Here is a 26,949-nt window from a genome sequence, read left to right as displayed (position 1 = left end):
TCAGGAGGCTGAATAAAATTTAGCTTTTTACTACTTGATCAGTAGTTTATCAGAACTCCCCATATTCTGTTAATATGAGGAGTTAGCACCAAGTAATAAATATAAATAATGAACTTTGTAGGCTATAGTTCAGTTTAGAATTCAAAGGTATCTTTTTGAGGTATGTAACGATATTTCTCAGGAATTCCTAATTGATCAAAAATCATGTTAAATGCCTTTCTTCTATGTTTCCCTTCAATGCTGCTGCTATTTACTTGTTCTGGCCCACTGCCAGATTGATCTATATTGTAGTCATATCCATCCAGCACAATACTTTGGTATATTTTTTCTGTTTTAACCGATTGGGACTCAGATCCTTCAGAAATAGGGCACATCACTATATCTATGCCATCGTCTTTGTGTGGGTAGACTTCAAAAGGTAATGGTAATTTATTTCTGCTAAATATTTCCTTGTACTCATTAAGAGGAATACTGGGCACGTTCCCCTTAGATTTTCTGTAATTCACAATTTCTTGAATAGCTCTTTGTGCAGAAAGTGACATATTCGCCGGTAAATCGGTTAAAGTTATCTTTGTTTCTTTTTTAAGCTTTCTGCGTTTTGTCATAAAAGAAAGAATTGAATTTTTGTTTGGTGGGGCTTGATTCTCGCCAGGCGTTGAATCTTTTTTGTGCGATGACACTTCTTCAGAACTATTGGAAAAGTAGAAGCTTATGAGGTGATCAATTTTATTTCTAGTTTCTACACATCTATTGGTGAAATCAGATTTTATATCACATGCGCTTAGCTTGTATTTTTTTTGTGCCCATTCGATACCGCTCTCTGTGTGGGGGTAAGGGGTAGGTCGAGAAGGCGTAAAATTAAGTTTTTTTTGGAGGGTGTCTTTGTTTAAATTTACAGCTTTAGAGTTGCTAGAAATTGATTGGATATTATTGGGTCTAGAATTTATATTTGAGGTTGAAAAGGGGTTGGATAATTTTAAAAAAAAGCTTCTTGCTGTTCCACATACCGTAGAAAAAGGTCTGCATGAATTGAATCTACCAGCTGTTGCTTGAGTGTTGTGAACTTCCTGAGAGGAAGGGGAAGGCAACGACCTTGATTTGTCTATGACTGAGTTTGGCATAATTAATCTCCTTTAGCATAGAGATTTTTTCTGAACGAGAGAGTTGAATATATCACTATTGGTCATATTTTTATAAATTTATTTCTGTGGTGATTGTTGGGTATCAATATTGAAGCCTATAGCGTGGTTGCTTATTATGGCGGATATCTATATCTGGGGTTTTCGAATGATTCCGCGATGTCAAAGCGTCCATAAAAGCTGCAAACATTAGTCACAGTTCGTCTTGATTGGTCTTAACTTTTTGTAATAGCTACAAAGGGAAAGATGTAGCTTCCAAGGTCCGCTCTGCAGGGCTTTCAAAGCGATTAATGCTCCTTTTGCTAAAAAGAAGCTTATGGCTGACTGAATAACCTGATAGCTATAAGGATTTCCATGCTGTTGTTTAGGTGTTACATGAATACATGTTTGCATGCGGCGGTATCACTGTTTTATTTTTTTCTAAAAAAAAATGCCTAAAATATAAAGTTGATTTGACTTTTATTGTTTAGAGTAATAGATGACTATTTATTCTTATGTGAAGCAATCATGTTTGCTGATGTTACTGTACCAAAGTACCTTCGTTTATAAATTGGTTAGTTGCTAATATTAATCTATATGTTTTTATACAGGTTAGAAAGATGAAGTTTGAATCACCTATTGTCCCACGTGTATCACGCCAAATTATGGTGGGAAATGTACCTGTTGGTGGCGGAGCCCCGATTTCTGTGCAAAGTATGACAAACACAGAAACTTGTGATGTGACAGCTACTGCCGCACAAATTCTTCGATTACAACAAGCCGGGGCAGATATCGTAAGAGTGTCTGTACCAAGTCTTGAAGCTGCTGAAGCTTTCGGTGAAATCAGGAAGAAAGTATCCATTCCACTGGTGGCAGATATTCACTTTGACTATCGAATTGCATTGCGAGTGGCAGATTTAGGTGTCGACTGCTTGCGCATTAATCCGGGTAATATTGGTCGAGAGAAACGTATCCGCGAGGTAGTTGATAAGGCGAGCGACCTAAATATTCCGATTCGTATAGGCGTTAACGCGGGGTCATTGGAAAAAGATCTTCAAAAAAAGTATGGGGAACCAACGCCGGATGCAATGGTCGAGTCAGCCCTTCGTCATGTTGAAATCCTCGATCGGCTTAACTTTCAGAATTTTAAAGTGAGCGTCAAAGCATCTGATATTTTTATGGCCACTGCTGCCTATAGAAAACTGGCTCAATTGATTGATCAACCTCTTCACCTTGGTATTACGGAAGCAGGTGGATTACGGTCGGGTACGGTTAAGTCCGCGATCGGGTTAGGAGCGCTATTATTGGATGGAATTGGTGATACCTTAAGAGTGTCGTTGGCAGCAGATCCTGTTGAAGAAGTAAAAGTTGGGTGGGATTTGTTAAAAAGTCTAAGGTTACGCTCTAAAGGCATCAATTTTATTGCGTGTCCAAGTTGTTCACGTCAAAATTTTGATGTTGTTAAAACTATGAATGAGCTTGAAGCTCGATTGGAGGATATTACGACACCATTGGATGTTGCAGTAATTGGCTGCATTGTTAATGGACCCGGTGAGGCTAAGGAGGCAGACATCGGCTTGGCTGGCGGAACTCCGAGCCATGCAATTTATATTGATGGACTGCCAAGTAGGAAATTCAAGAATGAAAATCTTGTTGACGATTTAGAGAACTTAATTCGTGATAAGGCAAAAATGAAGGCGGAAATGGAAGACAGTATTATTGCAAAATCCTAGATACTTAGGGAGTCTCTGATAATTTAACAGCATCTATGGCGAACAATAAGTCTATAGATACTAAGTGGAGCTCACTGCGAACGGCCGTAGCCCGAGCAAGACTAAAATGAAGAAGTTATGGTCTTCAAGTGCTACGCCGTGAGTTAGCAAAGCATTAATGTTCTGCAGTGGAGCCTCTTGAAAGGCCTACATTCCTTGGAAATGAGTGTCGTTGTGGAATCCAAGGATATTATGGAGTTATTCAGAGGTTCCTTAGATCTCTTACCCGATGGGCCATACAAAGGGGACGATATTGACCTGAATTTATTTTCCAGTTAATGGTCAATTTTTGGTGATTTATTGTAATCATGATAATTTCAATAATACAAAATTACAAATCATTTTCGCCCCACGTCAACTGATATGCCAGACACTGATTCGGCCGGTGGGTGAATGTAAGGAAATTTTGTTAAGAGGAGCCCACTTTATAGAATTATCTCGGCTTCGGGCAGAGCTAGAGCAATATAGGTAACTTAAAGGAGCAATCAGTACTGGTTGATGTATTTCTTCAGTGGTAGCTGATTAATAAACGGAAAAGCAACGAAGAGATACAAGACGGTTGTCTATATCTGCCAATTCTAGGTCTTCGGAACACCCACGCTTTAGTTGATATTTGATGACATTCTGGTCTGGCAATAACGTTAGGCAAAATTCAGAGGCCGAACGGATTCGCACCATAGTAGAGAGACGTATATTCACAGCCATGATAGTACGGGTTTGGCAGCACTTGGCCGGAAGTGTTGATTAAATGTTAATCTAATTGGCTTGTATCATATTAATGCGGCAAGTGCTAGAATTAGGGGCCAGATGGGTTCAGCTTTAGTAGGTTGGCACCCGGATCAGTGCTCCATATTTATGTCGTTATTACTTCTCACCTATACTCCTACCTATCGGCGGCTAACCAATGTGATGGAGAATATAATATGCATATACCTTTAGCTTAATGAACTTAAATAGTTAATTAAGCCAGGGGTTTTGGTTGCTGTGTTCGGAGTTATAGTGAGTGTACTCACATTGATCTTGAAACTTCACTCATTTGGTTTAGAGCACTATTGTATTAATAAGTAAGTATTTAGGTTATGGGTATAACAATCCAATTACTTGGAGAACTGACCGTTTATCGTGATGGAGATCGGGTTAGTCTTCCCCGGTCTAAAAGGACACGCGCACTTCTCGCGTTCTTAGCGTTGGCCGCACGACCGCATCGTCGTGATCGATTATGTGAAATCTTCTGGGAGTTGCCTGATGATCCAAGAGCATCTCTTAGGTGGTCACTAAGCAAAATACGCCCTATTGTCAACACCCCCGACATAAACCGGCTGATTGCGGATCGTGAGAGGGTGAGTTTGGATACTGATGACATTCTAATTGATATTAGATCCATAGCTTGTCAGCTTGAGACCCCAGACCTATCAGTAGATGACCTAAAGGCCATCAACTCTGAACTAAAGGAGCCATTTCTTGAGGGGATAGATCTGCCTGACCAAGAGTTATTCCAGCAGTGGCTGCTTGCTGAGCGGGAGGAAGTAGGACGTTTGCGCGGTAAAATACTATCCCGCTTGTCGTCTCACCCTGAGATATCACTTCCCGACCAATTGAGATGGGCGCGCTACTGGGAAAGTCTTGAGCCATACAACTCTCTTGCTGCCACTCAGCTATTGACAAAGTTGGAGAGAATGGGGCTAACACAGGAACTGGCCAGAATAAGATCACAGTTGGCGGAAAGGTTTAGAAAGGCCGGAATTGCCTGGTCACCTTGTGCGCCAGCAGAGGAAGAGTCCGGCCTGCCTCCTGTCAATGAACAGCTTCTCGAGCGCAAACTTCTCACTAGTCAGAAGATTGAGTTTTGTACCGCTGCAGATGGTGCTCGAATCGCGTATGCAACGATAGGTAAGGGCGCCCCAATAGTAAAGGCGGCTAATTGGTTGAGCCACTTGGAGTATGATTGGGACTCTCCCATTTGGAGCCCCTTGTTTCGAGAGCTGTCTTTAGACCATAGGTTTATACGCTATGATGAGCGTGGGAATGGTCTTTCAGATTGGGATGTTGACAATATTACTTTTGAGTCATTCGTAACAGATCTTGAGACGGTTGTTGATGCCTGTGGCGTTGATAAGTTTACGTTGCTTGGTATTTCTCAAGGGGCTGCTGTATCTATCGAGTATGCCGTAAGGTATCCTGAAAAGGTAAAGCAACTTATACTGTTTGGTGGCTACGCAGCCGGCTGGCGTATTGGAGCTACAGAGTCTGTTGTTAAAGAGCGAGAAGCGGTAATGACTCTTACGAAAGTTGGCTGGGGACAAGATAACCCTGCATACAGGCAAATTTTCTCCTCAACATTTATGCCAAGCGCTAATGCAAACGAGCTGGCCTGGTTCAACGAGTTTCAACGCCTAACAACCTCTCCAGAAAATGCAGCTCGCTTTCTTTCAGTGTTTGGTAGCATTGATGTTCGCGATCAGCTAAGGAGAGTTACAGTTCCTACATTGGTTATTCACTCTCTAGGAGATCAGAGGATTCCGGTAAAGTCAGCATGTGATATTGCATCCAGCATACCTAACGCCAGCTTTGTTGGTCTAGAGAGTGATGGGCATTTATTGCTGGGACGTGAATCAGCCTCAAGGGTGTTTGTTGAGGAAGTGCGTAAATTTATCTCGAATAATAAATAAAGGGCTTTTTCCTATCAAAAACCTGAGGCCAGAAAGACTATTGGCCCCTAGTATGTCAAATATTTGGTGCTAAAACCAAGAAGACTATCTTTCACATGGCTAGATTTTTGCTTAAAGAAAGGTAGCTCGAAAATTAATGAGCCCATTTATAAAAGGTATGAACCTAATTCCCGAGCTTGAAGGTAGCGAATAGCTGCCTTCGCGTAATATCTAGCGCTACTATCGTGCGAATGCTTCATCAGGATGTCTTTCTGGCTTCTGTATATTTGATATTCGTCTATTTGACATATGGCAACACTTCAGATATAGAAACCGCTCCATTTGGTCCAAAATACTTCACTGGAATGCTTCCGAGGGAGGTGAATGGAGGCTTTCTTTTCTTTGAAAAATAAACCAGCCTTACTTTTCGACTTAATTCAGCAAGCTAGTTTAGCTATTGAGTATGATCGCTGGCAGTGATCTGCCATTTAAGAAAGCAATGCATAGTCTAAAACCATAGAAGCAATTGAAGGCTCCGATTAGCGAGAAACCGACCTTTTATAAATTCTTTATACCAGCATATTTTATAAAATAACTATTTTAATAGGGTTAAATGTTTGCAAATTTTATACTATTTGGCCGTCAAATATTCCACCTGAGATTTGAATATCATTAATTGCTATATGGTGTTCTTTTGCTGAATGGAAGTTGTTGGGATTCTTGCCCTAATACTTTCGACTCAAATTTTGAATTAAAGTCAATGAGAGAATTATCTTTGTATTGGTAATTCAACTGATGGGCCAGCCGAGTTGAAAGTGCGTCACTCAAATTCCTATCCCAAAATTTATCTTTCTTAATATTATTTGTTAGCTGGCTGGCAGTTCTTTTAGTTGGCAATCGGCTTTTGTTCTATTGAAACCCTAAAGGATCAAAGTCAGCATTTTCAGTTGTTTAATTTTAAATATGAAATTAGATAGAGAAAGGTCAACTGAAATCAAGCTGGAAAATGACTCCTTAAGGGTGTACCTAGGATATTTATAGCAAGGGCGCTGGCATAGCTGCGCTATAATAGCCGCCTAATAGCTATATGAAGTCTATAAGGGGTATAGGCAGTTAAGCTAATCTGACGCATTTGGCATATATCAAATAGGAATACCAAACCTGAGGGATCACCCACTGCCGCCTATCTTTCGTTCGGCCATTTGAATCATCATACTTATCTGCTTGATTTTCTCTGATGCAGAAGATGAATTATTTTCTGCAACTGTCACACTAAGTTGCTGTAGGAAATGAATAAAAGTTTGCTTTGGGTCGCCAAAATTTAAACGAGAATCTACATTGTCAATAGATTTAGGAGCAGGAAAAAAATTTTTTCTGAAGGTATCATCAGCATTAGGGCGCGCTGATTCTCGAATTTGAGCAAATTCGCTTGTAGTCTTTTGAGGACTCTTGTCTGAATGTAAAGCCCCTTTATTATCGGTACCTGGCGTTACAGTTGTATTTGCACCGTTCAACATAGTAATTTTAGGCATATGTAAATTAGCCCTTAATAATAATTTTCGGCGGTATCACCGAACTTTTGTTTCCATTTGTTAAGTTGGTCATGCGGGTCAAGGCTCTCCTATCTAATAGGATGTAGCTTAGAATCATCGCATTCTTAAAGACCAATCCTCTCTAGCTCTAATTTTTTAGATACTATACTGCTACTTAATTGTCATGTAGGTTTTTACTGCTTAATTGAGTAGGCTAGTAGTATTATATAAGGCTAGCTGATATGGAAGTGTTAAATTTTAGATTTTTAAGAAATTTTATAAGTATTGGTCATTTTTATCTTTAGGGTATAAATTCAGGCCTTATTTCTTTTAAATTTAGACCCCAATTGTTTCTGTATGGCTATTATCAATCGGGGATTTCTGGGGCTCAAGCATACCTTTATAGGGCAGTAAGATATGATAATTGCACCACTTTACTTCTTATTGTGATGAATCTGAGGAAGTGTAATTGTAAATTAAAATTATAAAGTGAAATTTGCTGAAATTTCCGCAGGATCTTCACGATCTAGCAGTAACACATGGAAAGATAGTGTCCGGTAGTAACTGCAAAAACCAAGCACAGTAAACACTTTAACTGATTAAATGCTCAGTTGAGCGATAATTTTGAGCCGATTTGCAATTGAGCCAAACTGTATGTCGGTATGAAATTTGATCTACTTGAGGTGGCGTCAGAAATACCGACTAAATGCAAAATTTTGAAAATAATCGTGCAGGAGTAATCGGTAACCTGGAGTGCACAAGGGTAAAGCAGTCTTTACTCACGAAGTTCTGAGTTAGCAAATAGTCGACTTCCATATCATAAAATACCTTACAGCTATCTGTTTATCGTCAGTGAATTCCAGGGCTACAGCAAGTTGACCGAAAGTGCGACTCCCCACTGGAGGGGAGTACCGCTATGTTCATCCGATATTTTTGTCTGCTATTGGGAGGGTAGGTCGTGGGTAATCGCCTCTATTGACCATCAGGTAGCTGGAAGACCCTTATGCCTTTTCAAATGTTCCTTCCCTCTAATCTACGAGTTCGACTACAGTCTTTCTATGGCGCTCTAGGTAGATATCTTAGGCTAGCTTCTCACCTTTTATGGTGCACTGAAATTGGCCATGAGCTCCACAAAAGAGCCCTGTTCATCCTTGGTGTTGACACTTGATGGAAAATGGGATTAGCAGTTTTGCTGAAGGTTGTTTTGCACGCTGAGCGTAAGCTTACCGCGGCATCACTCGCTAGCTATGCCACCCCCTATGAGACGCGCTCCTCCTGAGACAGGGAAGGGAAGCACCTCAATTTGAACCCGGGTCTCGGACAGTGACATAGATCAAGCCAGGATATCACCCATTGTATGCCTATCTACTTCCCTTGCAGCCAGAGCTACACAGTCGACTAAGTGTCGATCCTGGGGAGGGCTCGGAAATGAATGGCTCTCTAGGTATCGAGTAACAGTTCTGAATCAAGTAGCTTTGTTGCCAGTCACCTCAGGTTAAGGTCAAACAGCTCCTCGCTCCTTTGACTATCTGCCTACCAATGTAGGTAGAGACAGGAATCAACCTGGTTCCAAACATGCACTGGGTAATATCTGAACGACCTGTGATCACTCCGGAGCCAGACTTTACAAGATGATGAGAACACCTGAGCAGAGTAGATAAGTAGACCTTACCTCACTACTGAATAATTCAGAGGGCCACTAGCAACTCGGGGCGAAAGAATGAGTACGCTGGACGTGGGGCTGTATGAGTCATGGCTGACGGTTGAGAGTTCATAGGCATGTAATCAGTGCAGGTCTCGAACTGTGACAATCCTATTCTGTCGACTGGAACGTTACTGGCCTCACTTCACTACTTGGTGGTGAGAAAACGGTAATTCCAACGGTAGTTCAAACGGTGGCCCAAACGGTAATCAGTTTTACTAGCGAAAAGCTGGACTGGCCGAGGATAGTTAACGACTGAAGACCAATGATAAATCGATTTAACGGGTAACACTATATTTAACTATAAGCCTGAAAATTACGAAACTAAAATGCAAGAAGTAAGATATTGACAGAATTATATTCTTAGAGTGCTAGTAGTCAAAGGTAAAAAGGTATGGATACCATCACGTTTGCGAACTGGTTCTAGCTGTGGATGAGTTCGAATTTACTCTTAGATGGCGTTCACATTTTTGGCTTTTAGCGCTGATCAAAAGAGTTGCCTAATAAGTTCAATAATGAAGTAGTAAGCGAGTTCTGTGGCAAATCTGATACCACATCCGGGAAATATATTTCCGACGAAAAAAATGCCTAAAATCTAAAAAATGTGCAAGAAATCTAAAGCATCAAGTTCACGACTACGTACCATAGGTGAACAATGAGCAATCCAAATAATTGCGCTTAGATGAGTAATAAAGCACTAATCTGATAATTGAGACTAATGTCTTTGTAGTTACTAAAGCCTCTCAGAGCTATGAGTACAATGAAAGTTAGTTGTGTTGAATTACATCACAAGGGTTTAAGTAAAGAGAAAAATATGGCTGGCAATATGTTTGGATTCAAAGTCGGCGTCAGAGTTGATATTTCAACAGCCGAATTGACCTCGCCAAAGGAAATCAGGCCGAGTAATTTTTTGGTGAGCGGAGAATTACAGATATCTGCTTATTCAAGATTTTGATCAGGCAAAATGGAAGAATGTGCAGTGCTTCTCAAGGGTAACTCCTAGACAAAGCAAAAAATATTTCTTCTTCAAATTTGGTGTGGTTTCCGCAGGGCTAGCGGAAAAGGAATAGGTTAAACAATATATATAGTGATAACTGAAGCTACCATAAAAAGTTCCGCAGTGGTAGTGGATGATCGGACCAAAGAAGATACTAAAGAGCAGGAAGTCAACTTTCTAATAGCGGCAAATTTGATAGGTTTAAATATTTCAGTTGTTTAAGGAGGAAAATTATGAGTTCAGTAGATGGTAATGTTAGTTTCGGTCCCGGTATTACTTTTCGCTCAACAAAGATCGACTCCAATGGAGAGGTTGAGGGACCCCCTCAAGAGGCAAAGGCGTCAATAACCAAAGCTGAAGATGCTATTGATATCTACCAGCCGGTGCTCGATGAATCAGATGATGTACAAAAGTTTCTTAATGCTTTCTCTCACAACAACCATATCTACGGCCTGATAAATACGCTTAATAATAATCTTAAGTCTGTCTTTCGAGAGATGAGGGAAAGTGAGACTTCGATTCGTATCAAGAAATATATTGATCAATTTGACACTGCATTGGCGAAGCGTGATGAAATTATCGAAGCTGCGGAGGAAGTTAAAAATTTACGATTTCAAGCAGCGGACCTCAAAATGGGGATGGGTATCATGAGCGGCGTTATGGGGGTCGCTAGCCTAGCTGGTGGTGGTTCAGGAGGGGCGGGTAGCGGTCAACATTTAGCAGGGGCCGTGCAGAAAAATTTAGAAGCAAAAATAGATAGGCTCAATGCTGAAGCGGAGGAACTTCAAGCACTATTGCAAGCGAGGCAGGTAGAGTTGGATGCCGAAATGAATATCGACAAACAAGATGGAGAGTTAGCTAATGCGCATATTGCTTTAGTTGACAATCTGACAAGTACATTCTCATCGATGATTAATGAGCTTCATTCTCATCACAGCTCAACGATAAACGCACTATCAAAGTCGATAGTTTAGCTGATTTCCGAAGTGTAATTAAAATGAAATGTGAGCATAAATAGGTAGAGATTTCATAAAGAGAAGTGAAAGACATGAATACTCCCTCCTATAAGGGACAAGATGGATTCAGAAACAGTAGAGTGGCTATTGATTGCCAACATTGTGGTGATCTTTTTGAATTAAAAACATTCTCAATTCCACGTGGAGAATCTATCGTGCTCACATTTTCACCTTTTGTGAATTTGGTCATGATGGTGACCGGTTCTGCTGGAATTAGATACCATCAATCGAATTTTGAGCTGACAATAGGGCAGGTTTGGCTTGCTGGATCTGATGAAGATTTTGAATTAAGCAACAACCTACCAGACCAGGATATTGTTGTAATATGTGTAGGTATTCGTGCAGCAATGCTGACCAGATTCTATGAAAGGTATGATAACGCGCTGCTTCGTAAGGAGCAGGCGCTTAAAATGGTTAAATCTGTTTTACCGAAAGGCAAAGATCCGATTGTCTTTCCGAGTTGTGAGTTGACACGGCTGACATTAGATTCTTTTAGGTTGTTCAGCCGGTTAGATGATGAAGGATTGAATGCCCTCAAGTTAGAAGAGTTATTATTGCTGAAATTAAAGAGTGATCAGGGGCAAATACTCGCTGACGAACTGCTGAATCGGGTAAACCCGGTTCAGGAAAAATTTAGACGATTCATGGAGGCTAACGTCACAAAAAACTGGTGTATAGCTACTTATGCGAAGAATATCGGTATGAGTTTGACTTCGTTTAAGAATATGTTTGGTCAGGTGTTTAGTGAGTCTTCCCCAAAATCATGGATTAATGAGAGACGACTCAGGCACGCTAATATTCAATTACGTACGACAAGTAAACGGTTAGTAGATATTGCCTTGGAAAGTGGATTTTCCAGTCAGTCCTATTTCACGCAATTATATAAGTCTAAGTATGGCGTATCACCTTCAGAGGCAAGGCAGAAGTGTATTTAAGAGGTTTCATTGTTCATTTACTTAGTTTCTCTATGTTATGTGGTTGCGTAAGTGAACCAGTAAATGAGAAAGACTTGTTTCAAACCCTAAGTGTAGGTGTGCAAGCTAACAATGCCGTGACACAAAAAGCTGCAGAAATTCTATTTCCAAGTGACACATTTTTACAAGACGAAGCCCCTTTTTCTATCGAATTCCTGTCTGTTCGTGAACTCAAAAAAGAGTTGTTTTTGGGTAATTACGATATAGTGATTAGTGCTTCAAGCACCATTGAGTACGATTCGCAAGTCACCAACTGGAAATCATTTTCAATAGAAGAGTTATCTCTTCATTACCTGGCACTAACTGAGCGGAAAGGTCTCATAGATACATATAATAAGGATGTATTTTTCTCTAAAGTAAAATCGGTTGGATATATACAGCCAGAGCCTCTGCTAGCTGTCAATTCAAATTTGTTAAGCTCTCATATTTATTCGAAATCATTCATTAATTGTAGGTCAATTAATCAATGCCTTGATATGCTTAGTAGTAGAAAAATTGATGCGCTATGTATCTCTGGTATACAAATCGATCATGCCTCAAGTTATTTTCTGACGACTTATAATTTAGATGTATCTGAAGTGAAGTTCTTTGAGCTGGGGGAATTTTCTATTGGCTTGAATTCCCGAAGTCTTACTTTGAAAGAGAGAGGATTTCTAGAGAGAGCATTGAAGAAACTATTTAGTGATAGAGCTTCTACAAGTCTAATCAATGCAGGAAATAATGCAAATGCCTAACTACCACCTAATTGTTTGATAAATAAGGTATTTTGATGAATTCTCAGGGCGGTCAGTCAATCGGAGTAAATCGCATTGTCGAAAAACCCACAGCTATTGACAGTGTAAGTAGAGAAATACAGCCTGCTCAAACAGGTAAAACGATGTTTCAAACTATAAATAATAGTTTGGAGGAATTTTCTTCATTTTTACATAAGTATAAAAATTTAAACCGTAGCAGAGCAAGAGAGTCACGCCGAGACTTTGATGGCCTGGATGTAAAAAAGCTATCGAAATCAGTACTCAGCCAACATCAGGTCGACAAAGTTAGTGAAATTGCAGCAGCAATTAAACAAAATCGACATAACAAGTCGGAAGTGATTGAAGAGGTTAGAACGTTTTCTAAATCTATTTCATCAGATATAACGGAGAAAGGGATTGCTTTGCTTTCTCTCAGGGAGCAGCTTGAAAATTCTAATGGAACCGTTCCCAGTATATCTGAAATATATATTGAGATCGATAGGCAGCTAGCCCCGATATCAACGTCTTTGGAATTCAGAGCTGGTGTACTGGCCAATGGTGCTTTGGATGCCGCAAAGCAACGAGGACTGGATGAAAACCAATTAAGTGATCTGGCCAAGTCGAAGCACTCAATTAGCTTTGGTAATATTTTCAATTTACTTTGTGATCTTAGAGAAAAATTCGGAGATCACTATCTTGATCTTGGAGCTGGAGAGCTATATAAGCAGCTTTCATCACAATATCATGGAGGTGGCCGGAATATTGAGAGCTCAGAGCTCATCTCTGTAATGAGAAATATGAGCGAGTTGAAGACTCTGTTAGCATTACTTGATGCCTGCCGAGAGACTGCGAGAATACTCGAGCAACCCATGACTGGAGCAAATACTCAGAGAAGTTTAACAAGTAAGCTTCTAAATGAGGTCCTATCTTTACAAAAGAAAAGCTGGGTGGAAAGTTCCGATGTTAGTAAAATTGCGAGTAATTTAAAGATAAAAAATCTAGCGAAACTTAATATCTTAGGAGTGCAAATTAAACATATAGTAAGTCTTGTGCCTAATCACATTTATGGTAATGCTGAACAAAAAACTCAATGTATTGAAGCAATATTTAAATGTACAGATTTGTTCGCTCGGAGGGAATCAGCATATGCCTGGCTGGATTGAAGCAATACTGATACGTGTATTCTCCGCTTATAGTATAGAGATCGACAAGCGACAGCTTTCTCAGAATTATCTCCAGCTGGAATTTAATAATATTGGAAATCTTGAGTTAAACTATTTTCCTCATGATGAGTCATTGCTCATATCGTTGGGGGTAAAGCATCGGGTAGATGATGATACTATAGAGCATGTTCTAGAAGCTAACAAATATAGCAATCAGAATTCATTGTCCCCTACTGGGCATATTTATGAAGATAAAATTGTTCTCAGGCTGGTAATTCTTAGAGAAAACCTGGATTTTATCAATTTTGAAGCTGCGCTAAATAACTTCCGCCAAGTAAATCAAAGCATCTTAGGGGAGTAAGTCATGTTGTCTGACAAGACTAAGCACACGCTAAATTTCCATGGTGGAATCTCTAAGGTCTCATACCTAGAGCACGAGCCCGAAAATCTTAAAACACCATCAGCCACACGTATCATATTCTTTAACAACCACGCGGCTCCGTCGCATCTGTCTGAACTGTTCAAGCGTTCAAACGGTAAACGGCTATTGGATAAAGTATGTAGCCCTGAAAGGTCTGAATTGAAATCATTTGACGTTTGTCAGGGGGAACGACAGGCCATGGAGGCTGTGGAATGGATAAGAAATTTAGAGGACAAACTAGACACAGAACTAAGGGAGAAGTGTGAACAGATATTCATTGAGCTAGCGGAGCTGGAATTGAAAAATCAAGTTCAAAGAAATCTACTTAAAAAAGTTTGAGTCTTAAAGTGTTTACAAGTTTAATTAGACTAAGTTAGCGTTATGAGAGATTGGATACTCAAGCAAGCGCAATTGCAACTAGACTATGCTGATGTAAATAAGGCAGTCGCTCTACTGTTACTTATTGAAACTTTGTACGGAAAAAGTTTACCAACCGGGCTTATGTTGTGCAAAGCATGGATGTCTTTAAATGACCTTAAAAATCTGGAGTCAAAATCCAGAGAGCTTCTGAAGACGTGCAATCTAAGTCGGGAACAGTCAGCCGCAATATATTATTGTTTGAGTGAAGCACATTGTAAATCCGGAAACTCTGATGCCTCAAAATTAGCACGTAGAAGTTATTTGAATTTTATTAATGAAGGCCCTTCTAGTAAATGAAAAATGTATTGGTTGCGTTTAGTCGGCGAGCTGACCTTGCCCTGGCTATATTGTTGGTCGCCATCATATTTATGATGATATTGCCAATGCCAACAGGAGTGGTAGATACGTTAATAGCAATAAATTTTGCTATCGCGGTACTCCTAATGATGCTATCTGTTTATATCAAAACAGCATTGGAGTTTAGTGCATTCCCTGCAGTACTGCTTATTAGTACACTATTTCGTTTAGCGTTATCGGTCACGACGACACGATTAATTCTTATGAATGGAGATGCTGGAGATATTATTACTACATTCGGCAATTTCGTAGTTGGCGGCAACTTGGTGGTTGGGTTGGTTATTTTCCTTATCATCACTATTGTACAGTTTTTAGTGATTACGAAAGGTGCTGAACGAGTTGCTGAAGTGAGTGCTAGATTCTCCCTGGATGCCTTGCCCGGCAAGCAAATGAGTATCGATGGTGATATGCGAGCTGGGATGCTTGATATTGAAGAGGCAAGGGATCGGCGGGAATCATTAAATCGTGAGAGCCAGCTATTTGGGTCAATGGATGGCGCGATGAAATTTGTTAAAGGAGACGCAATAGCAGGTCTTATTATCATCTGTGTCAATATCATAGGTGGGATTTTAATCGGAACTACCCAGCACGGAATGTCTACTGGTGAAGCCCTGGAAATGTACTCTATTCTCACCGTAGGTGACGGGTTAATAGCACAAATTCCTGCGCTCTTTATTTCGATGACCGCTGGTATGATTGTCACACGCGTGACGTCAACAGAAGATGAGCTAGAGAGTAAAGATATAAACCTGGGCACGGTTATAGGTTCTCAAATCACAGCACACCCTCGTGCTCTCTATATGTCATCCGCACTTCTATTCGGATTGGCTTTGATACCAGGGTTTCCTACTAAAATCTTTATTGTATTGGCAATATTGATTGGAGGAGGAGGGTTCCTCTTAGCGCGATTGGCCACTAAAAATAGAATCCAGGAAGAGAATCTACCAGAAATTTTAGCAAAAGATGGCGCCTCTGCAGCGGCTGCAACGGCAGAAGCAAAACGAATTTCATCCCGAACAGCCGCTAGCAGCAGAGATGAATTCTCTATTACAGTGCCTCTTTTAGTTGACGTCTCTGTTGATCTTGAGGGTGTTTTAGATGCTACAGAATTGAATGCAGAACTAAGTCGCGTACGAAAAGCACTCTACTTGGATTTAGGGGTACCATTTCCCGGTGTTCACTTACGATTTAACGAAAATCTTAGCGAGCATGAATACTACATCTTGAATCAGGAGGTACCTGTTGGGCGTGGAAGATTGATGCCGGACTGTGTTTTGATAACTGAACCTAAAGATCAACTATCGATGTCGGGTATTGAATTTAGTGAAGAGGAAAAGTTTTTGCCTGACATCGAAAGTTTGTGGGTAAGCAATCAGCAGATTGAAATACTGGATACTAATCATCTGTCCTATTTTTCGTTCAATCGTATCATTACTTACCATTTGGCCTACATCCTTCGCCGATATGCAGAGGAGTTTATTGGGATACAGGAAACTCGTTACTTGTTGGAGCGAGTAGAGCCCCATTTTGGCGAGTTAGTCAAAGAAGTTGAGCGAGTAATGCCTATTCAGCGACTTAGTGAGGTATTCCAGAGACTGGTGTCAGAAGATATATCCATTCGAAATTTGAGGGTTATTTTAGAAGCGCTAGTTGAGTGGGGACAGAAAGAAAAGGATGTTGTTCAGTTAACTGAATACGTGCGTAGTAGTTTAAAGCGTCAGATTTGCTTTAAGTATTCTGGGGGAAATAGCACACTTCCTTGCTACCTACTGGATCAGGAGTTGGAAGATAGTGTTCGTAGTGCCATTAGACAAACTTCGGCAGGCTATTATTTAGCTCTAGATCCTTCGGTAACAAAACGATTTACCGAGAAGCTCGCTGTATACACCAGAGATAGTTTACAGATGGAGAGAAAACCTGTTTTGCTTATTGCCATGGATATACGTCGTTATGTAAGAAAGCTAATAGAAACAGAGTTCTATGAGCTTCCTGTTATATCTTTCCAGGAGTTAACAAAAGATATAAATGTTCAACCAATTGCGCGTATATCTATAAATTGAAGATACAGCTGTGAACGATTTAGATTCAAAATATAAAACCAAGCATGATATTCAGGAAACGCTGAAATCTAACTTGAGAGACACTGAAAGAAAATGGAGAGATAAAACACATAAGCTCCGGGGGCTCATCGCTGAATGTAAAAACATGAGGATGCGAGGTTGGGTAAATAATGTATCCGGAACCATAATTAAAGCCCAAGTTGTTGATGTCAAAATTGGAGAACTATGTCGACTGGTCTCACCGGATACTAATAAAACCTTGTTGGCTGAAGTGGTTGGGCTAGACAAATCTATTGCATTACTATCACCTTTGGGAGATGTGAAAGGGATTTCCAGTAAAACTGAAGTTATTCCCACCGGCCGTAGCCATGAGGTAGAAGTCGGCGATTTTTTGTTGGGAAGTGTCCTTGATGGTTTGGGAAATCCCATAAGGAAAGGAGAACGGTACGACATAGCCCCCTCTGAACGTTCACGGGTGACGGTCACTGCTGATGCTCCGGATGCAATGACTCGACAGCTAATCAGTCGACCAGTTTCCATGGGTATAAAGGCTATTGATAGTATTCTGACTTGTGGAGAAGGCCAGAGAATTGGAATTTTCGCCGCTGCAGGTGGTGGAAAAAGTACGCTACTTTCAATGATTATCCGCAATGCAGATGTTGATGTAATTGTTATTGCATTAATTGGCGAGCGTGGGCGGGAAGTTCGGGAGTTTATCGATCACGATTTAGGCCCTGGAGGTCTTACAAAAGCTGTACTGGTAGTCGCCACATCCGATAGACCGGCAATGGAGCGTGCAAAAGCTGCATTAGTAGCGACTGCTATTTCAGAGTATTTCCGGGAGCAGGGGAAGAAAGTACTATTACTTATGGATTCTGTAACGCGATATGCTCGATCTTTGCGTGAAATTGGACTAGCTGCAGGAGAGCCGCCTACCCGAAGGGGGTATCCACCATCAGTTTTCGCTGCTTTACCTCAATTGATGGAGCGCGCGGGAAATTCTGACAGGGGTTCAATTACTGCTTGCTATACCGTCCTCGTTGAGGGCGACGATATGACAGAGCCGGTTGCTGATGAAACGAGATCAATTTTAGATGGACACATTATATTGTCGCGGTCGTTAGCAGCCGCTGCTCACTTCCCTGCTGTGGATATATTGCTAAGTGCAAGTCGAGTAATGAATAATTTTGTAACACCTAAGCATAAATTAGCAGCAATGAAATTAAGAAATCTACTAGGTAAATATAAAGATGTTGAACTCCTAGTACGTATTGGCGAATACCAACGTGGCAATGATCGGATGACAGATGAAGCCGTAGATAGGATTGAAGAGATAAATGCTTTCCTTAAGCAAGGTACTCATGAATCTATTCCATTTGATGAGAGTGTAAACCAGCTCCTAAAGATGTTTCCGTAATTTATAAGGAACCGAGAAAGTCTATAACCTGAAGTTAGCTGCAAAAATCTATAAAAAAGGACTTTCTTCTAAAAAAAATTACCCAAAATATAAAGAAAGTTTTTGAGCGGCCAATACAATGTCAATCCGTCAAGATGGTGAATGATCACACATGGCTAGTCTAACTCGTGTTATGGAGATTAAGAAGAGGAAGCTCGACGTAGCCAAAAGAGAATATAGGCTAGCTGTTGAAGAGGTACAGCTTAGAGAGCGAGAGTACTCATCTGCTAAGAAGCAATATATGAGCCACAGAGAGTGGCGTATTACAGAGGAAGCGAAAAGGTACAAATCGATTATTGACCAGGTTGTCCAATCTAAGCAGTTGGATGAAATTCGTTCATCAATAGCTTCAATGTATGAAGAAGAAGCTAGCCTGAGTATGAAAGTCCTTGAAGCGCAAAAGCAGCTTGAAAAAGCACAAAAAAGAAGGGATAGCTGCCATGAGCATGTTCGGCAATGTCTAAAAAATGTTGAAAAATATGAACATATCACTGCCGAAATTTCCGCGTCTAAAAATATTGCAGTTGAGAGGGCTGCTGAAGAGACGATGGATGAATTTTCAAGTACTTTGAAGAGCTAGTATTACCGATGTCATCTGAAATTACCTCTAAAAAAAATACTATTTCGACATTTATGGAGTTATCCTCTCTATGCTCCCATTTAAGTCATAAAAGAACTATTGAAACGTCAGAAACTCAATTACATAGTAGTGGGGTGGATTTTCAGAAATATATCGATATAAATAAAGGTGATTTACAAAGTAATACCGATCCAACTAATTGGAGTAGTGAGTTAGCTAACCATATTGATGGTAATGCAAATGATTTAAATATCAATTTGGAGGACGCAAACAATTTTATTGTTATAACTGACTTATTGGTTGTTATTTCAAATAATCTATCATTGGACAGTAAAATAAATCAGAGTTACTTGCAGCACTATTTGCTGTCAATAAACAAACCGCCGGCTAATGGATCATCAAACTCTCAGATACATTGGATGAGTGGGCAAACTGTTAGACCTGTTACACTACTTGCCGAAGTATTGGATAATCCAATCAATGAGGTGTTGCACGATGGAGACAGTTTACAGCGAACTGAATTAACAGCAGCTTCTTTAAACTTTAAGCCATTTAAACACGTACATAGTTTACAGTCAGACTTGGGGAGTTCAGATCGCATTGAAGATGCAGATATAGACGTAGTCCAACAAGTCATACTACCGACTACCAATAGGATATTCGCTTCTCAGTTAAATAAGCTAAGCGATCAGAAATCGAACTCTACTCCATCGTTGCTCTATTCGCTAAATACTGAAATTGACACTGTTGTGGTTGATAAAGAAATGGTGCGCGCAGAGATTCTGATTAGATCGCTGCATGATACCAGAGTTAGCATTAGCTTGCATGAGGGTGCTCTGACAGTAAATTTTGATAGTGTCGATAAGGGATTTGATTTATCGGATTCGTCAACATTATCAGAGCTCCGAAGTATGCTGGAGCAGAAGTATTCACAGCTTCAAGTGTCGGTAACAACTTCTTGGAATGTCAGTTCTGACCTTGAGGAGGATATAAATGGTAGTTCAAGACAAAATGATGAAAATAGTTCTCAGGGTGAAAACAGTGAATCTCGGCATCAGTCTGATGATGGGTTAGACATAGAAGTTCTATTGGATGACGGTTTGAATACATGAGTATCGACGAGCTTACTTTGCCTAAATTTACCAGCCAGGTGATTGATGCACAGAACATCATTGTTAGTAGTGAAATTGGTTTTCAGCTAGATTTATCTAGTAACGCAAATCGACCGAATCTTAATGTGCGATCACGTTGTTTTACATATAGTTTACCTAAGAGAGCTTTAATCCTTGAGGTGTGTCAGCAAAACACCTCCACATACTGGGAATTCTATTTTAGTCTGGGAGATGCAAGCTTATTACTCTCAAGTTATCTCCATATAAGCCAGATATCAGAGCTGCCCATCGAATTGGTTTTTGCCGCATCTGAGCTTTTTTTTGAGCAGCTTATAAATGAGTTTGAGGAGTTTAAAAGTTGGCAGATAACCAGCGTTAAAATAGCAGATGTTGACGGAGGTAATAAAGACTATCAATACACCTATTTGTTTGAAGTAGATAAAGAAGGAAAATCAATTAGTGCCTTTTGCAAGGCAAATATTGATAGTTTGGCAACTCTGTTTGAAATATATGGTAAAAAAAGGAAGGGGCGCATGCAAATTCCTGTGCCAACCTCCTTCTTGGTGGGTCAGGTGCACCTGGATATTGAAGAACTAAGAACTCTTAGGTCGGGTGATGTAGTGCTTGTAGATAGCTCTAGTTCCTTTAAGGAAGAATGTCTCCTGCTGGTGAGCCGACAAGCAACTTGGTTGGCTCAAATAAATGAGAAAAGTATTAAATTAATAGATCGCTGGAGTGTGCAGATGGAAAGTCAATTGAAGGATTCTACCAAACCAATTAGCAAGGCAGATAATCCGGAAAGTCCAGAAGCGTACTTAACGCAATTAAATAATGTATCTTTATCTCTAAAATTTGAATTGCCCGGTAAGGAAATGACCATTGAAGAGATTCAATCTCTCACGGAAGGATATACATTCACATTAAATGATTCGGCCTCTAGCGAAATTCTAATATCCCTTAACCACTCAGTATTAGGAAAGGGGAAGTTGGTTAATATAGAGGGGCGGTTGGGCGTGCAGATTATTGGGTGGGGCAAAAATGGGGGTTAGTTTTTTAGGTGGACAATTAGACCACATATCAATAATTTTAGCCCTTGGTGCTTTAGCTTTAGTGCCTTTTCTTGCAGTAATGGGAACGTCTTTTGTAAAAATTGTAATTGTCTTTTCGCTACTTCGCAATGCTTTAGGTGTTCAACAAACACCCCCTAATATGGCACTATATGGTGTGGCACTTATTCTGACTTTGTATATTATGGCGCCCATAGGGTACGATATACAGGATTATCTGGATGCAAATACCCATCTAACTGAGTCATCAGAGAACTATAAGGAATTATTTTCAGGTGCGGTAAAGCCGTATGCTGCATTTTTACAAAAAAACACCACCGAAATTGAGAAAACCTATTTCCTAGATACAGCCAGGGAGATTTGGCCAGAGCGCCATGCCGAAAAGGTTACTGAAGATAGCTTACTGGTGCTAATGCCTGCATTTACCGTTAGCCAGGTGACAGAGGCATTCAAAATTGGATTCTTAATCTATCTTCCATTTCTGGTGATAGACTTAATTGTATCGAATATTCTTCTGGCGATGGGGATGATGATGGTGTCTCCAATGACGATCTCGCTCCCATTCAAATTATTGTTGTTTGTGGTTCTTGATGGTTGGACAACTCTAACTCATAGTCTAGTGATGGCCTATTAGTAACTTACCAAAGTTAGATATGATTAACATCGTAGCGGTGGATAATTGATAATGGATATTAGCGATCTTATGATGCTGGCTCAGGAGGCGATGATGCTTGTATTGATATTATCCCTTCCTACGATCGTAGCTGCTTCATTAGTGGGAACTTTAGTTAGTCTTATCCAGGCGTTAACACAAATTCAGGAGCAAACACTTGGGTTTGTGTTAAAGCTTGTTGCTGTGATTTTTGCGCTTCTAGCAACAGGAAGTTGGATGGGTGCTGAGTTAATTAATCTAGGGGCAACCGCGTTTAAGAGTATTTGACAAAGTGAAAAACCATAATTGATATGGATCTTGACTTGAATAGCCTGGAGAGAATGATTCAGGCATATATTTTGTCGTTACCACGTATATACCTAGTATTTACTGTTCTTCCTATGATGAGCAAAGGGTTTCTGGGAAGTTCAATGATTCGTAATGGTATATTGCTCAGTCTGGCGCTCTTTATCTTTCCTCTAACTGAAGGAAGTTTGTCCGATGACTTGGGAAAAGTGGGTTATATTTCAATACTCCTGAAAGAATCGGCTATTGGTCTGGTTATTGGTGTAGTGGTAGCAATTCCATTTTGGATAGCAGAAGGAGTAGGTTTTCTTATAGATAACCAGAGGGGGTCTACCATGTCAAATATGGTAAATCCATTATTAGGTGATGAAACTTCGCCTTTAGGGGTTTATCTTAGTCATTTGTTAAATACATTTTTTATTATGAGTGGTGCATTTTTGCTGATGATGGGTGTGATTTATCAGAGCTACGTATATTGGCCTATTGGTAAAATGTTTCCCGAGGATTTGACTGGTACTGATGTATACATATTTTCTCAGTTAGATTTTTTAACGAAGTCGATAGTTGTTTTTTCTGCTCCGATAGTAATATCTATGTTTTTAGCAGAATTCACTTTGGCTCTAATAAATCGATTCTCACCACAGCTAAATGTTTTCTTTATGGCTATGCCCATTAAGAGTGCAGTTGGGATCTTCGTTTTGGTTATATATATTCATTTGCTTTTAGGTAATATAGATAATGTGGTTGCGGACACGTTTGAAGACATGCAGTATTTTATGCAGCATGTGTTGGGAGAGGTCTAATGACATCTTCAAAGTCAGAGCCGCCAACGCCGAAGAAGATAAGAGATGCTCGTGAGAAAGGGCAGGTTGCAAAAAGTAAAGAGGTTGTTTCGCTCGTTCTTTTAGTTTCTGTTACTGGCTATTTTTGGCTTTTTGGGGAAGATATTTTCCTGAGAATTAAAAGTCTGTTTCAGGACCCTTCAAAATATATCGATCTTCCTCTTAGGCAACTATTTTTAAATGCTTCAATAGAGGCATTCTACATCGCATTCAGTGTACTGGCTCCGATATTAGTTGTCGTATTTATTTTTGCCATCATATCGAATGTTATGCAGACTGGTTGGATATTTAGTGGTGAGACCATAGCGCCAAAGTTTGAGAAGATAGGCCTGATCAATGGTGCAAAGAAAATATTCAGCGCACAGAATGCAATGGAGTTTTTAAAGTCCCTTATTAAAATTATAGTTCTCACTTACGTAGCCTGGTATGTATTAAAGGGTAATATCCAGCTATTGATGCAGATACCCGCCTGCGGTGCGGAATGCGCCATATATATCACAGGTTCACTAATGATGAAGTTGATATTGTATTGTTTGGCAGCATTTGTGTTCTTGGCGGCGGCTGATTTTGGCTTGGAAAGGTTTCTATATTTTAGGAAGCTTCGAATGTCTATCGATGAGGTTAGAAGAGAATATAAAGACACGGAAGGTAATCCTGAAATAAAGGGTAGAAGGAAAGAGATACATAGAGAATTGATGAGTGAAGAAGTTGTTAATAAAAGGGTTTCTCAAGCAGATGTTTTGATTACAAATCCAGTGCACTTTGCTGTAGGTATACGCTATGACCAACAGCTGTCACCATTGCCGTTTGTTACAATAAAAGGTGAAATGATTCTTGCTAAGAAGCTACGAAATATCGCGATTAAGAAAGGAATCCCTATCGTTGAAAATGTGCCTTTAGCAAGATCTCTCTATGCAAAAATAGACATAGATCAAAAAATAACAAATGAGTTTGTAGAGCCTATAGCTGATATTATTCGTTGGCTGCAATCTCAGGAAAGGCAGACCTAGATTGCTACTTATAAATACAAGAGTGTGAATTATGAAATTAGATTTCTCGCAGTTGATACAAGAGTTAGCGGTAAATTTACAGCAGCCGCTTATGGACCAGATTGAAGATGCATGCCGAATATCATGGGATAATATCGATATGCATATATATTATCATGAGGAGGATCAGGGTGAGCTTGTTATTATAACAATAGACATTGGTGAAATTCCCCATGGCCAAGATGAGCATTTTGCAACATTAATGTTGCAGGCGAATTACCTATGGATTGCTAGTGAATACGCAACCCTATCCCTGAATCCCGAAACACAAAAAGTGGTACTATGCGACAAAGAGAGAGCAGAGTCTATAGAAATCGAATCATTCACTAGGAGAGTAAAGTCGCTATATCAAGCTGCTATATACTGGCAGGGGGTCCTTTCTAGTAGCCCCAACGTTGAACAAACTGATCAGTCACTTGGGGCTATTGGAATGGAAAACAACTTTGGCATAAAAGTATAGAAGTATCAGCTTTCGGGTAATTTCCGGTACCTTAGATTCTTGATCTTAAATTGAGATGAAAGCAAAGGTGGAACAGGCGAGGGTGGGCGGCATTATTAGTATTTTATAAATCTAAGTATTTATGTCGCCTTTGGTAAATGGACATTTTCAAATGTCTATTTTATAAAAATAATCGGCTAATTTTGAAAGAATCTTCGTCTTATCATCGGTATGGTTATTACCCATGGCGATCTTGCTATATATGGGAAGCGACATGTCACTACGGGATAAGATATCTACATTGTGCTCGGAGATTCATATGCCTATGCCCGCTATAGACGATAATGAATCTTATACTTTGAATTTTGATTCAAAGTTTTCGATTCAATTTATTGAGCATCGAGGTGGATATGTGTTGCTAAGCTACGGATTTGGGTTGGTTGTTGAAGAACATTTACGTAAGCAGTTTCTGATGGAGGCAATGAGAAAAAGTTATGCTTGGAGTGGGCTAAATCTATCTTTGATTTCTGGAGAAGATGGCGACTTCGGTATTCAAAGCATAATGCCAAATAGCGTTTCATTTAACGTTTTTTTTGACATTACAAACTATCACTGCGGATTTTGTGATCTGCTAGTTAAACTGATACCTATTCACCAAATAACTAAGTTTGAATATCGTGAATTTATTACGCCATAATTTTATTTTACTGATGGCAATATTTTTTTCTCATCTGTTTAGTGGTGCGAATGCCCAAACCCTTATGGGGGAGTCATTTGAATTCTATGGTGAAGAGCAGCCACTTAGAGATGTTCTGACGGCGATTGCTACACATTCGCGCCTGGGGGTAGAGATAAATGAAGGGATCGATAGTGATTTTAGTGGGTACCTAATGAAGGCCAACAGCAAGGAAGCATTAGACTTCCTTGCCGGCGCATTTGATCTGGTATGGTACTTTGATGGTGCGACGTTGTATATCGATCCAATTAATGAAATGGAAAGCAAGCTTTTCTTGCTATCGAAGGTTGATTCATCCCTCTTAAAGAAGACAATGCAGGAATTGTCGATTTGGGATGAACGCTTTGAATGGCGCTCTTTAGGCGCAAATGGGATTGTTATGGTATCCGGTCCCCCTAGGTATCTCGAATTGGTCGATAAGACAGTGGAAATGCTAAATGAACGAGTTTCCGCTGAGATAAATGATGAATTAGTCATTCAAATTTATGGATTAAAATACGCATCCGCTATAGATCGAAAAGTTACCGCTAGAGATCAAGAACTTGTGCTGCCTGGGGTTGCAACTCTTCTAAGAGGTTTGATTGGTTCCGACTCGGCACTAGAGGCTACAACTGGTAGAAGCGCTTCTGCACATCGACGTGATGAAACACTAACCGACAGTGAATTAACCGCTAGTAAGTCTTTAAATCTCCGTGCGGGCGATATTTTACAAGAAAGCCGATCAGGCTATTCTAGCGGTGCTTCCCACCCACATGCAACGGTCTACCCGGACCCCAGTACCAATTCAGTTATTGTTCAGGATTACGCGTCAAGGCTTCTTTTATATGAAAATCTCATTACTCAATTAGACAGGCCTCGGGAACAGCTGGAAATCAGCCTGGTTATCATTGATCTTACAACCAATTCATTACGAGAGCTGGGTGTTCATTGGAATGTTGATGCCGTTAGTAAAGGGAGCGGCCTCTTAGATTTGATTTTGCCCGGGGATTCACTAACTGGTGATAGCTTGTTCACTGAGACAAATGCTGACTTTTTGGCAACGGTAAGAGCTTTAGAATCTGAGGGTAAAGCTCGTGTTACTTCTCGGCCCGCAGTGGTAACTGAAAATGGTACGGAAGCACTACTTGATAATAGTGAGACATTTTTTGTTCGAATTCAAGGTGAGCGTGTTGCGACTCTTGAGCAAATTACCTTTGGTACGCTATTAAAAGTCGTACCTCGTGTGGTTGAAGGTGCGTCCGTAATGGGAGATAGGGCCCTGATTAGCCTTGACGTGCAAATTGAAGATGCTAATCGATTAGCGGATGGTGGAGTAGATTCGATACCATCTATTAGAAATACGCTAATTAACACAAGATCGTCAGTTCCAAATGGCGGATCTCTACTTATTGGTGGTTACTACCGAGAAGCGACAACGAGTAATACTGAAGGTGTGCCTTTTTTGGCTGGGTTACCATTACTTGGGGGGCTATTTAAGCGAAACGATGATACTCAGTCTCAATTAGTAAGGCTCTTTATGTTGAGTCCAAGAATTTTACCAAATGCGCTTTTCGAGTCCTCATTTTCGCAGAAAAAGGAGAGCCTTGAGGACGATCACAGGCTTAATAAATTTGCTAACGTATCTAACTATAACCCGGATATACACAAATTAGGTTTGACCGGGCTTTGTGAATCAGCTTTAGAAGCAAGGCAAAGACGTAACAGCTTTAGATCCGTAAAGTTATCCACGCGTATCGTTCCATGTGAGGATACCGATGGGGAATCTTATCGTGTGGTAACGGTAAATTAATCTTAAA

At 40.1% G+C, this 26,949-nt stretch carries 22 protein-coding genes; 20 read left to right on the top strand and 2 right to left on the bottom strand.

The window, feature by feature from the left end; genetic code table 11:
- Positions 1–134: 134 nt before the first annotated feature.
- Positions 135–1,121, bottom strand: a complete 987-nt coding sequence (locus tag ACJJI4_RS09490) for a hypothetical protein (protein WP_444927876.1) — start codon at positions 1,119–1,121, stop codon at positions 135–137.
- A gap of 617 nt (positions 1,122–1,738) precedes the next feature.
- Here ACJJI4_RS09490 and ispG point away from each other — a divergent pair.
- The gene (ispG, locus tag ACJJI4_RS09485) at positions 1,739–2,851 is read left to right on the top strand and encodes a flavodoxin-dependent (E)-4-hydroxy-3-methylbut-2-enyl-diphosphate synthase (RefSeq protein ID WP_413662024.1); all 1,113 of its coding nucleotides are present in this window, start codon (positions 1,739–1,741) and stop codon (positions 2,849–2,851) included.
- A 1,118-nt stretch (positions 2,852–3,969) separates the two neighbouring features.
- Positions 3,970–5,559 carry a bifunctional AfsR/SARP family transcriptional regulator/alpha/beta hydrolase gene (locus tag ACJJI4_RS09480; RefSeq protein WP_444927875.1) on the top strand — a complete coding sequence of 530 codons (1,590 nt, stop codon included), beginning with the start codon at positions 3,970–3,972 and terminating at the stop codon, positions 5,557–5,559.
- 1,148 nt (positions 5,560–6,707) lie between these two features.
- Here the strand turns inward: ACJJI4_RS09480 and ACJJI4_RS09475 are convergent.
- Positions 6,708–7,070 carry a hypothetical protein gene (locus tag ACJJI4_RS09475; RefSeq protein ID WP_413662022.1) on the bottom strand — a complete coding sequence of 121 codons (363 nt, stop codon included), beginning with the start codon at positions 7,068–7,070 and terminating at the stop codon, positions 6,708–6,710.
- A 2,932-nt stretch (positions 7,071–10,002) separates the two neighbouring features.
- Between ACJJI4_RS09475 and ACJJI4_RS09470 the strand changes: the two genes are divergently transcribed.
- The 18 genes from ACJJI4_RS09470 (at position 10,003) to sctC (ending at position 26,942) form a co-directional block, all read left to right on the top strand.
- Positions 10,003–10,743 carry a hypothetical protein gene (locus ACJJI4_RS09470; RefSeq protein ID WP_413662021.1) on the top strand — a complete coding sequence of 247 codons (741 nt, stop codon included), beginning with the start codon at positions 10,003–10,005 and terminating at the stop codon, positions 10,741–10,743.
- Positions 10,744–10,817: 74 nt separating this feature from the next.
- Positions 10,818–11,720 carry a helix-turn-helix transcriptional regulator gene (locus ACJJI4_RS09465; RefSeq protein ID WP_444927874.1) on the top strand — a complete coding sequence of 301 codons (903 nt, stop codon included), beginning with the start codon at positions 10,818–10,820 and terminating at the stop codon, positions 11,718–11,720.
- Between the two features lie 74 nt (positions 11,721–11,794).
- Positions 11,795–12,493, top strand: a complete 699-nt coding sequence (locus ACJJI4_RS09460; RefSeq protein WP_444927873.1) for a hypothetical protein — start codon at positions 11,795–11,797, stop codon at positions 12,491–12,493.
- Positions 12,494–12,528: 35 nt separating this feature from the next.
- Complete coding sequence (locus tag ACJJI4_RS09455; protein ID WP_444927872.1) at positions 12,529–13,656, top strand: TyeA family type III secretion system gatekeeper subunit; 1,128 nt, start codon at positions 12,529–12,531, stop codon at positions 13,654–13,656.
- On the top strand, positions 13,640–14,017 hold the full coding sequence (locus ACJJI4_RS09450; protein ID WP_444927871.1) for a hypothetical protein: 378 nt from the start codon (positions 13,640–13,642) through the stop codon (positions 14,015–14,017). Before ACJJI4_RS09455 ends, ACJJI4_RS09450 begins: the two co-directional genes overlap by 17 nt.
- 3 nt (positions 14,018–14,020) lie before the next feature.
- On the top strand, positions 14,021–14,416 hold the full coding sequence (locus ACJJI4_RS09445) for a hypothetical protein (RefSeq protein WP_444927870.1): 396 nt from the start codon (positions 14,021–14,023) through the stop codon (positions 14,414–14,416).
- A 374-nt stretch (positions 14,417–14,790) separates the two neighbouring features.
- Positions 14,791–16,914 (top strand): type III secretion system export apparatus subunit SctV, encoded by a 2,124-nt coding sequence (sctV, locus tag ACJJI4_RS09440; protein ID WP_444927869.1) that lies wholly within the window; start codon positions 14,791–14,793, stop codon positions 16,912–16,914.
- Between the two features lie 10 nt (positions 16,915–16,924).
- The gene (gene sctN, locus ACJJI4_RS09435; protein ID WP_444927868.1) at positions 16,925–18,331 is read left to right on the top strand and encodes a type III secretion system ATPase SctN; all 1,407 of its coding nucleotides are present in this window, start codon (positions 16,925–16,927) and stop codon (positions 18,329–18,331) included.
- Positions 18,332–18,482: 151 nt separating this feature from the next.
- On the top strand, positions 18,483–18,950 hold the full coding sequence (gene sctO / locus ACJJI4_RS09430; RefSeq protein ID WP_413662013.1) for a type III secretion system stalk subunit SctO: 468 nt from the start codon (positions 18,483–18,485) through the stop codon (positions 18,948–18,950).
- A gap of 8 nt (positions 18,951–18,958) precedes the next feature.
- Positions 18,959–20,062, top strand: a complete 1,104-nt coding sequence (locus ACJJI4_RS09425) for a hypothetical protein (RefSeq protein ID WP_444927867.1) — start codon at positions 18,959–18,961, stop codon at positions 20,060–20,062.
- Positions 20,059–21,111 carry a type III secretion system cytoplasmic ring protein SctQ gene (gene sctQ, locus ACJJI4_RS09420; protein WP_444927866.1) on the top strand — a complete coding sequence of 351 codons (1,053 nt, stop codon included), beginning with the start codon at positions 20,059–20,061 and terminating at the stop codon, positions 21,109–21,111. The genes ACJJI4_RS09425 and sctQ overlap by 4 nt, the downstream gene beginning before the upstream one ends.
- Positions 21,101–21,763 (top strand): type III secretion system export apparatus subunit SctR, encoded by a 663-nt coding sequence (gene sctR, locus ACJJI4_RS09415; RefSeq protein ID WP_413662010.1) that lies wholly within the window; start codon positions 21,101–21,103, stop codon positions 21,761–21,763. Before sctQ ends, sctR begins: the two co-directional genes overlap by 11 nt.
- A gap of 51 nt (positions 21,764–21,814) precedes the next feature.
- Positions 21,815–22,069, top strand: a complete 255-nt coding sequence (sctS, locus tag ACJJI4_RS09410; RefSeq protein WP_226648317.1) for a type III secretion system export apparatus subunit SctS — start codon at positions 21,815–21,817, stop codon at positions 22,067–22,069.
- Positions 22,070–22,092: 23 nt separating this feature from the next.
- Positions 22,093–22,890 carry a type III secretion system export apparatus subunit SctT gene (gene sctT, locus ACJJI4_RS09405; protein WP_444927865.1) on the top strand — a complete coding sequence of 266 codons (798 nt, stop codon included), beginning with the start codon at positions 22,093–22,095 and terminating at the stop codon, positions 22,888–22,890.
- Positions 22,890–23,939: a type III secretion system export apparatus subunit SctU gene (gene sctU / locus ACJJI4_RS09400; protein WP_444927864.1), complete on the top strand. Its 1,050-nt coding sequence runs from the start codon at positions 22,890–22,892 to the stop codon at positions 23,937–23,939. The genes sctT and sctU overlap by 1 nt, the downstream gene beginning before the upstream one ends.
- Before the next feature lie 31 nt (positions 23,940–23,970).
- A complete protein-coding gene (locus ACJJI4_RS09395) occupies positions 23,971–24,438 on the top strand; it encodes a type III secretion system chaperone (protein ID WP_413662007.1) in 468 nt (155 codons plus the stop codon).
- A gap of 298 nt (positions 24,439–24,736) precedes the next feature.
- Positions 24,737–25,114, top strand: coding sequence for a hypothetical protein (locus tag ACJJI4_RS09390; RefSeq protein ID WP_413662006.1), 378 nt, complete (start codon positions 24,737–24,739; stop codon positions 25,112–25,114).
- Positions 25,095–26,942, top strand: a complete 1,848-nt coding sequence (gene sctC / locus ACJJI4_RS09385) for a type III secretion system outer membrane ring subunit SctC (protein WP_444927863.1) — start codon at positions 25,095–25,097, stop codon at positions 26,940–26,942. The genes ACJJI4_RS09390 and sctC overlap by 20 nt, the downstream gene beginning before the upstream one ends.
- Positions 26,943–26,949: the final 7 nt, after the last annotated feature.

It is taken from the genome of Microbulbifer maximicatervae (SeqCode) (assembly GCF_052467305.1).
This window is presented reverse-complemented; position numbering and strand designations above follow the sequence as displayed.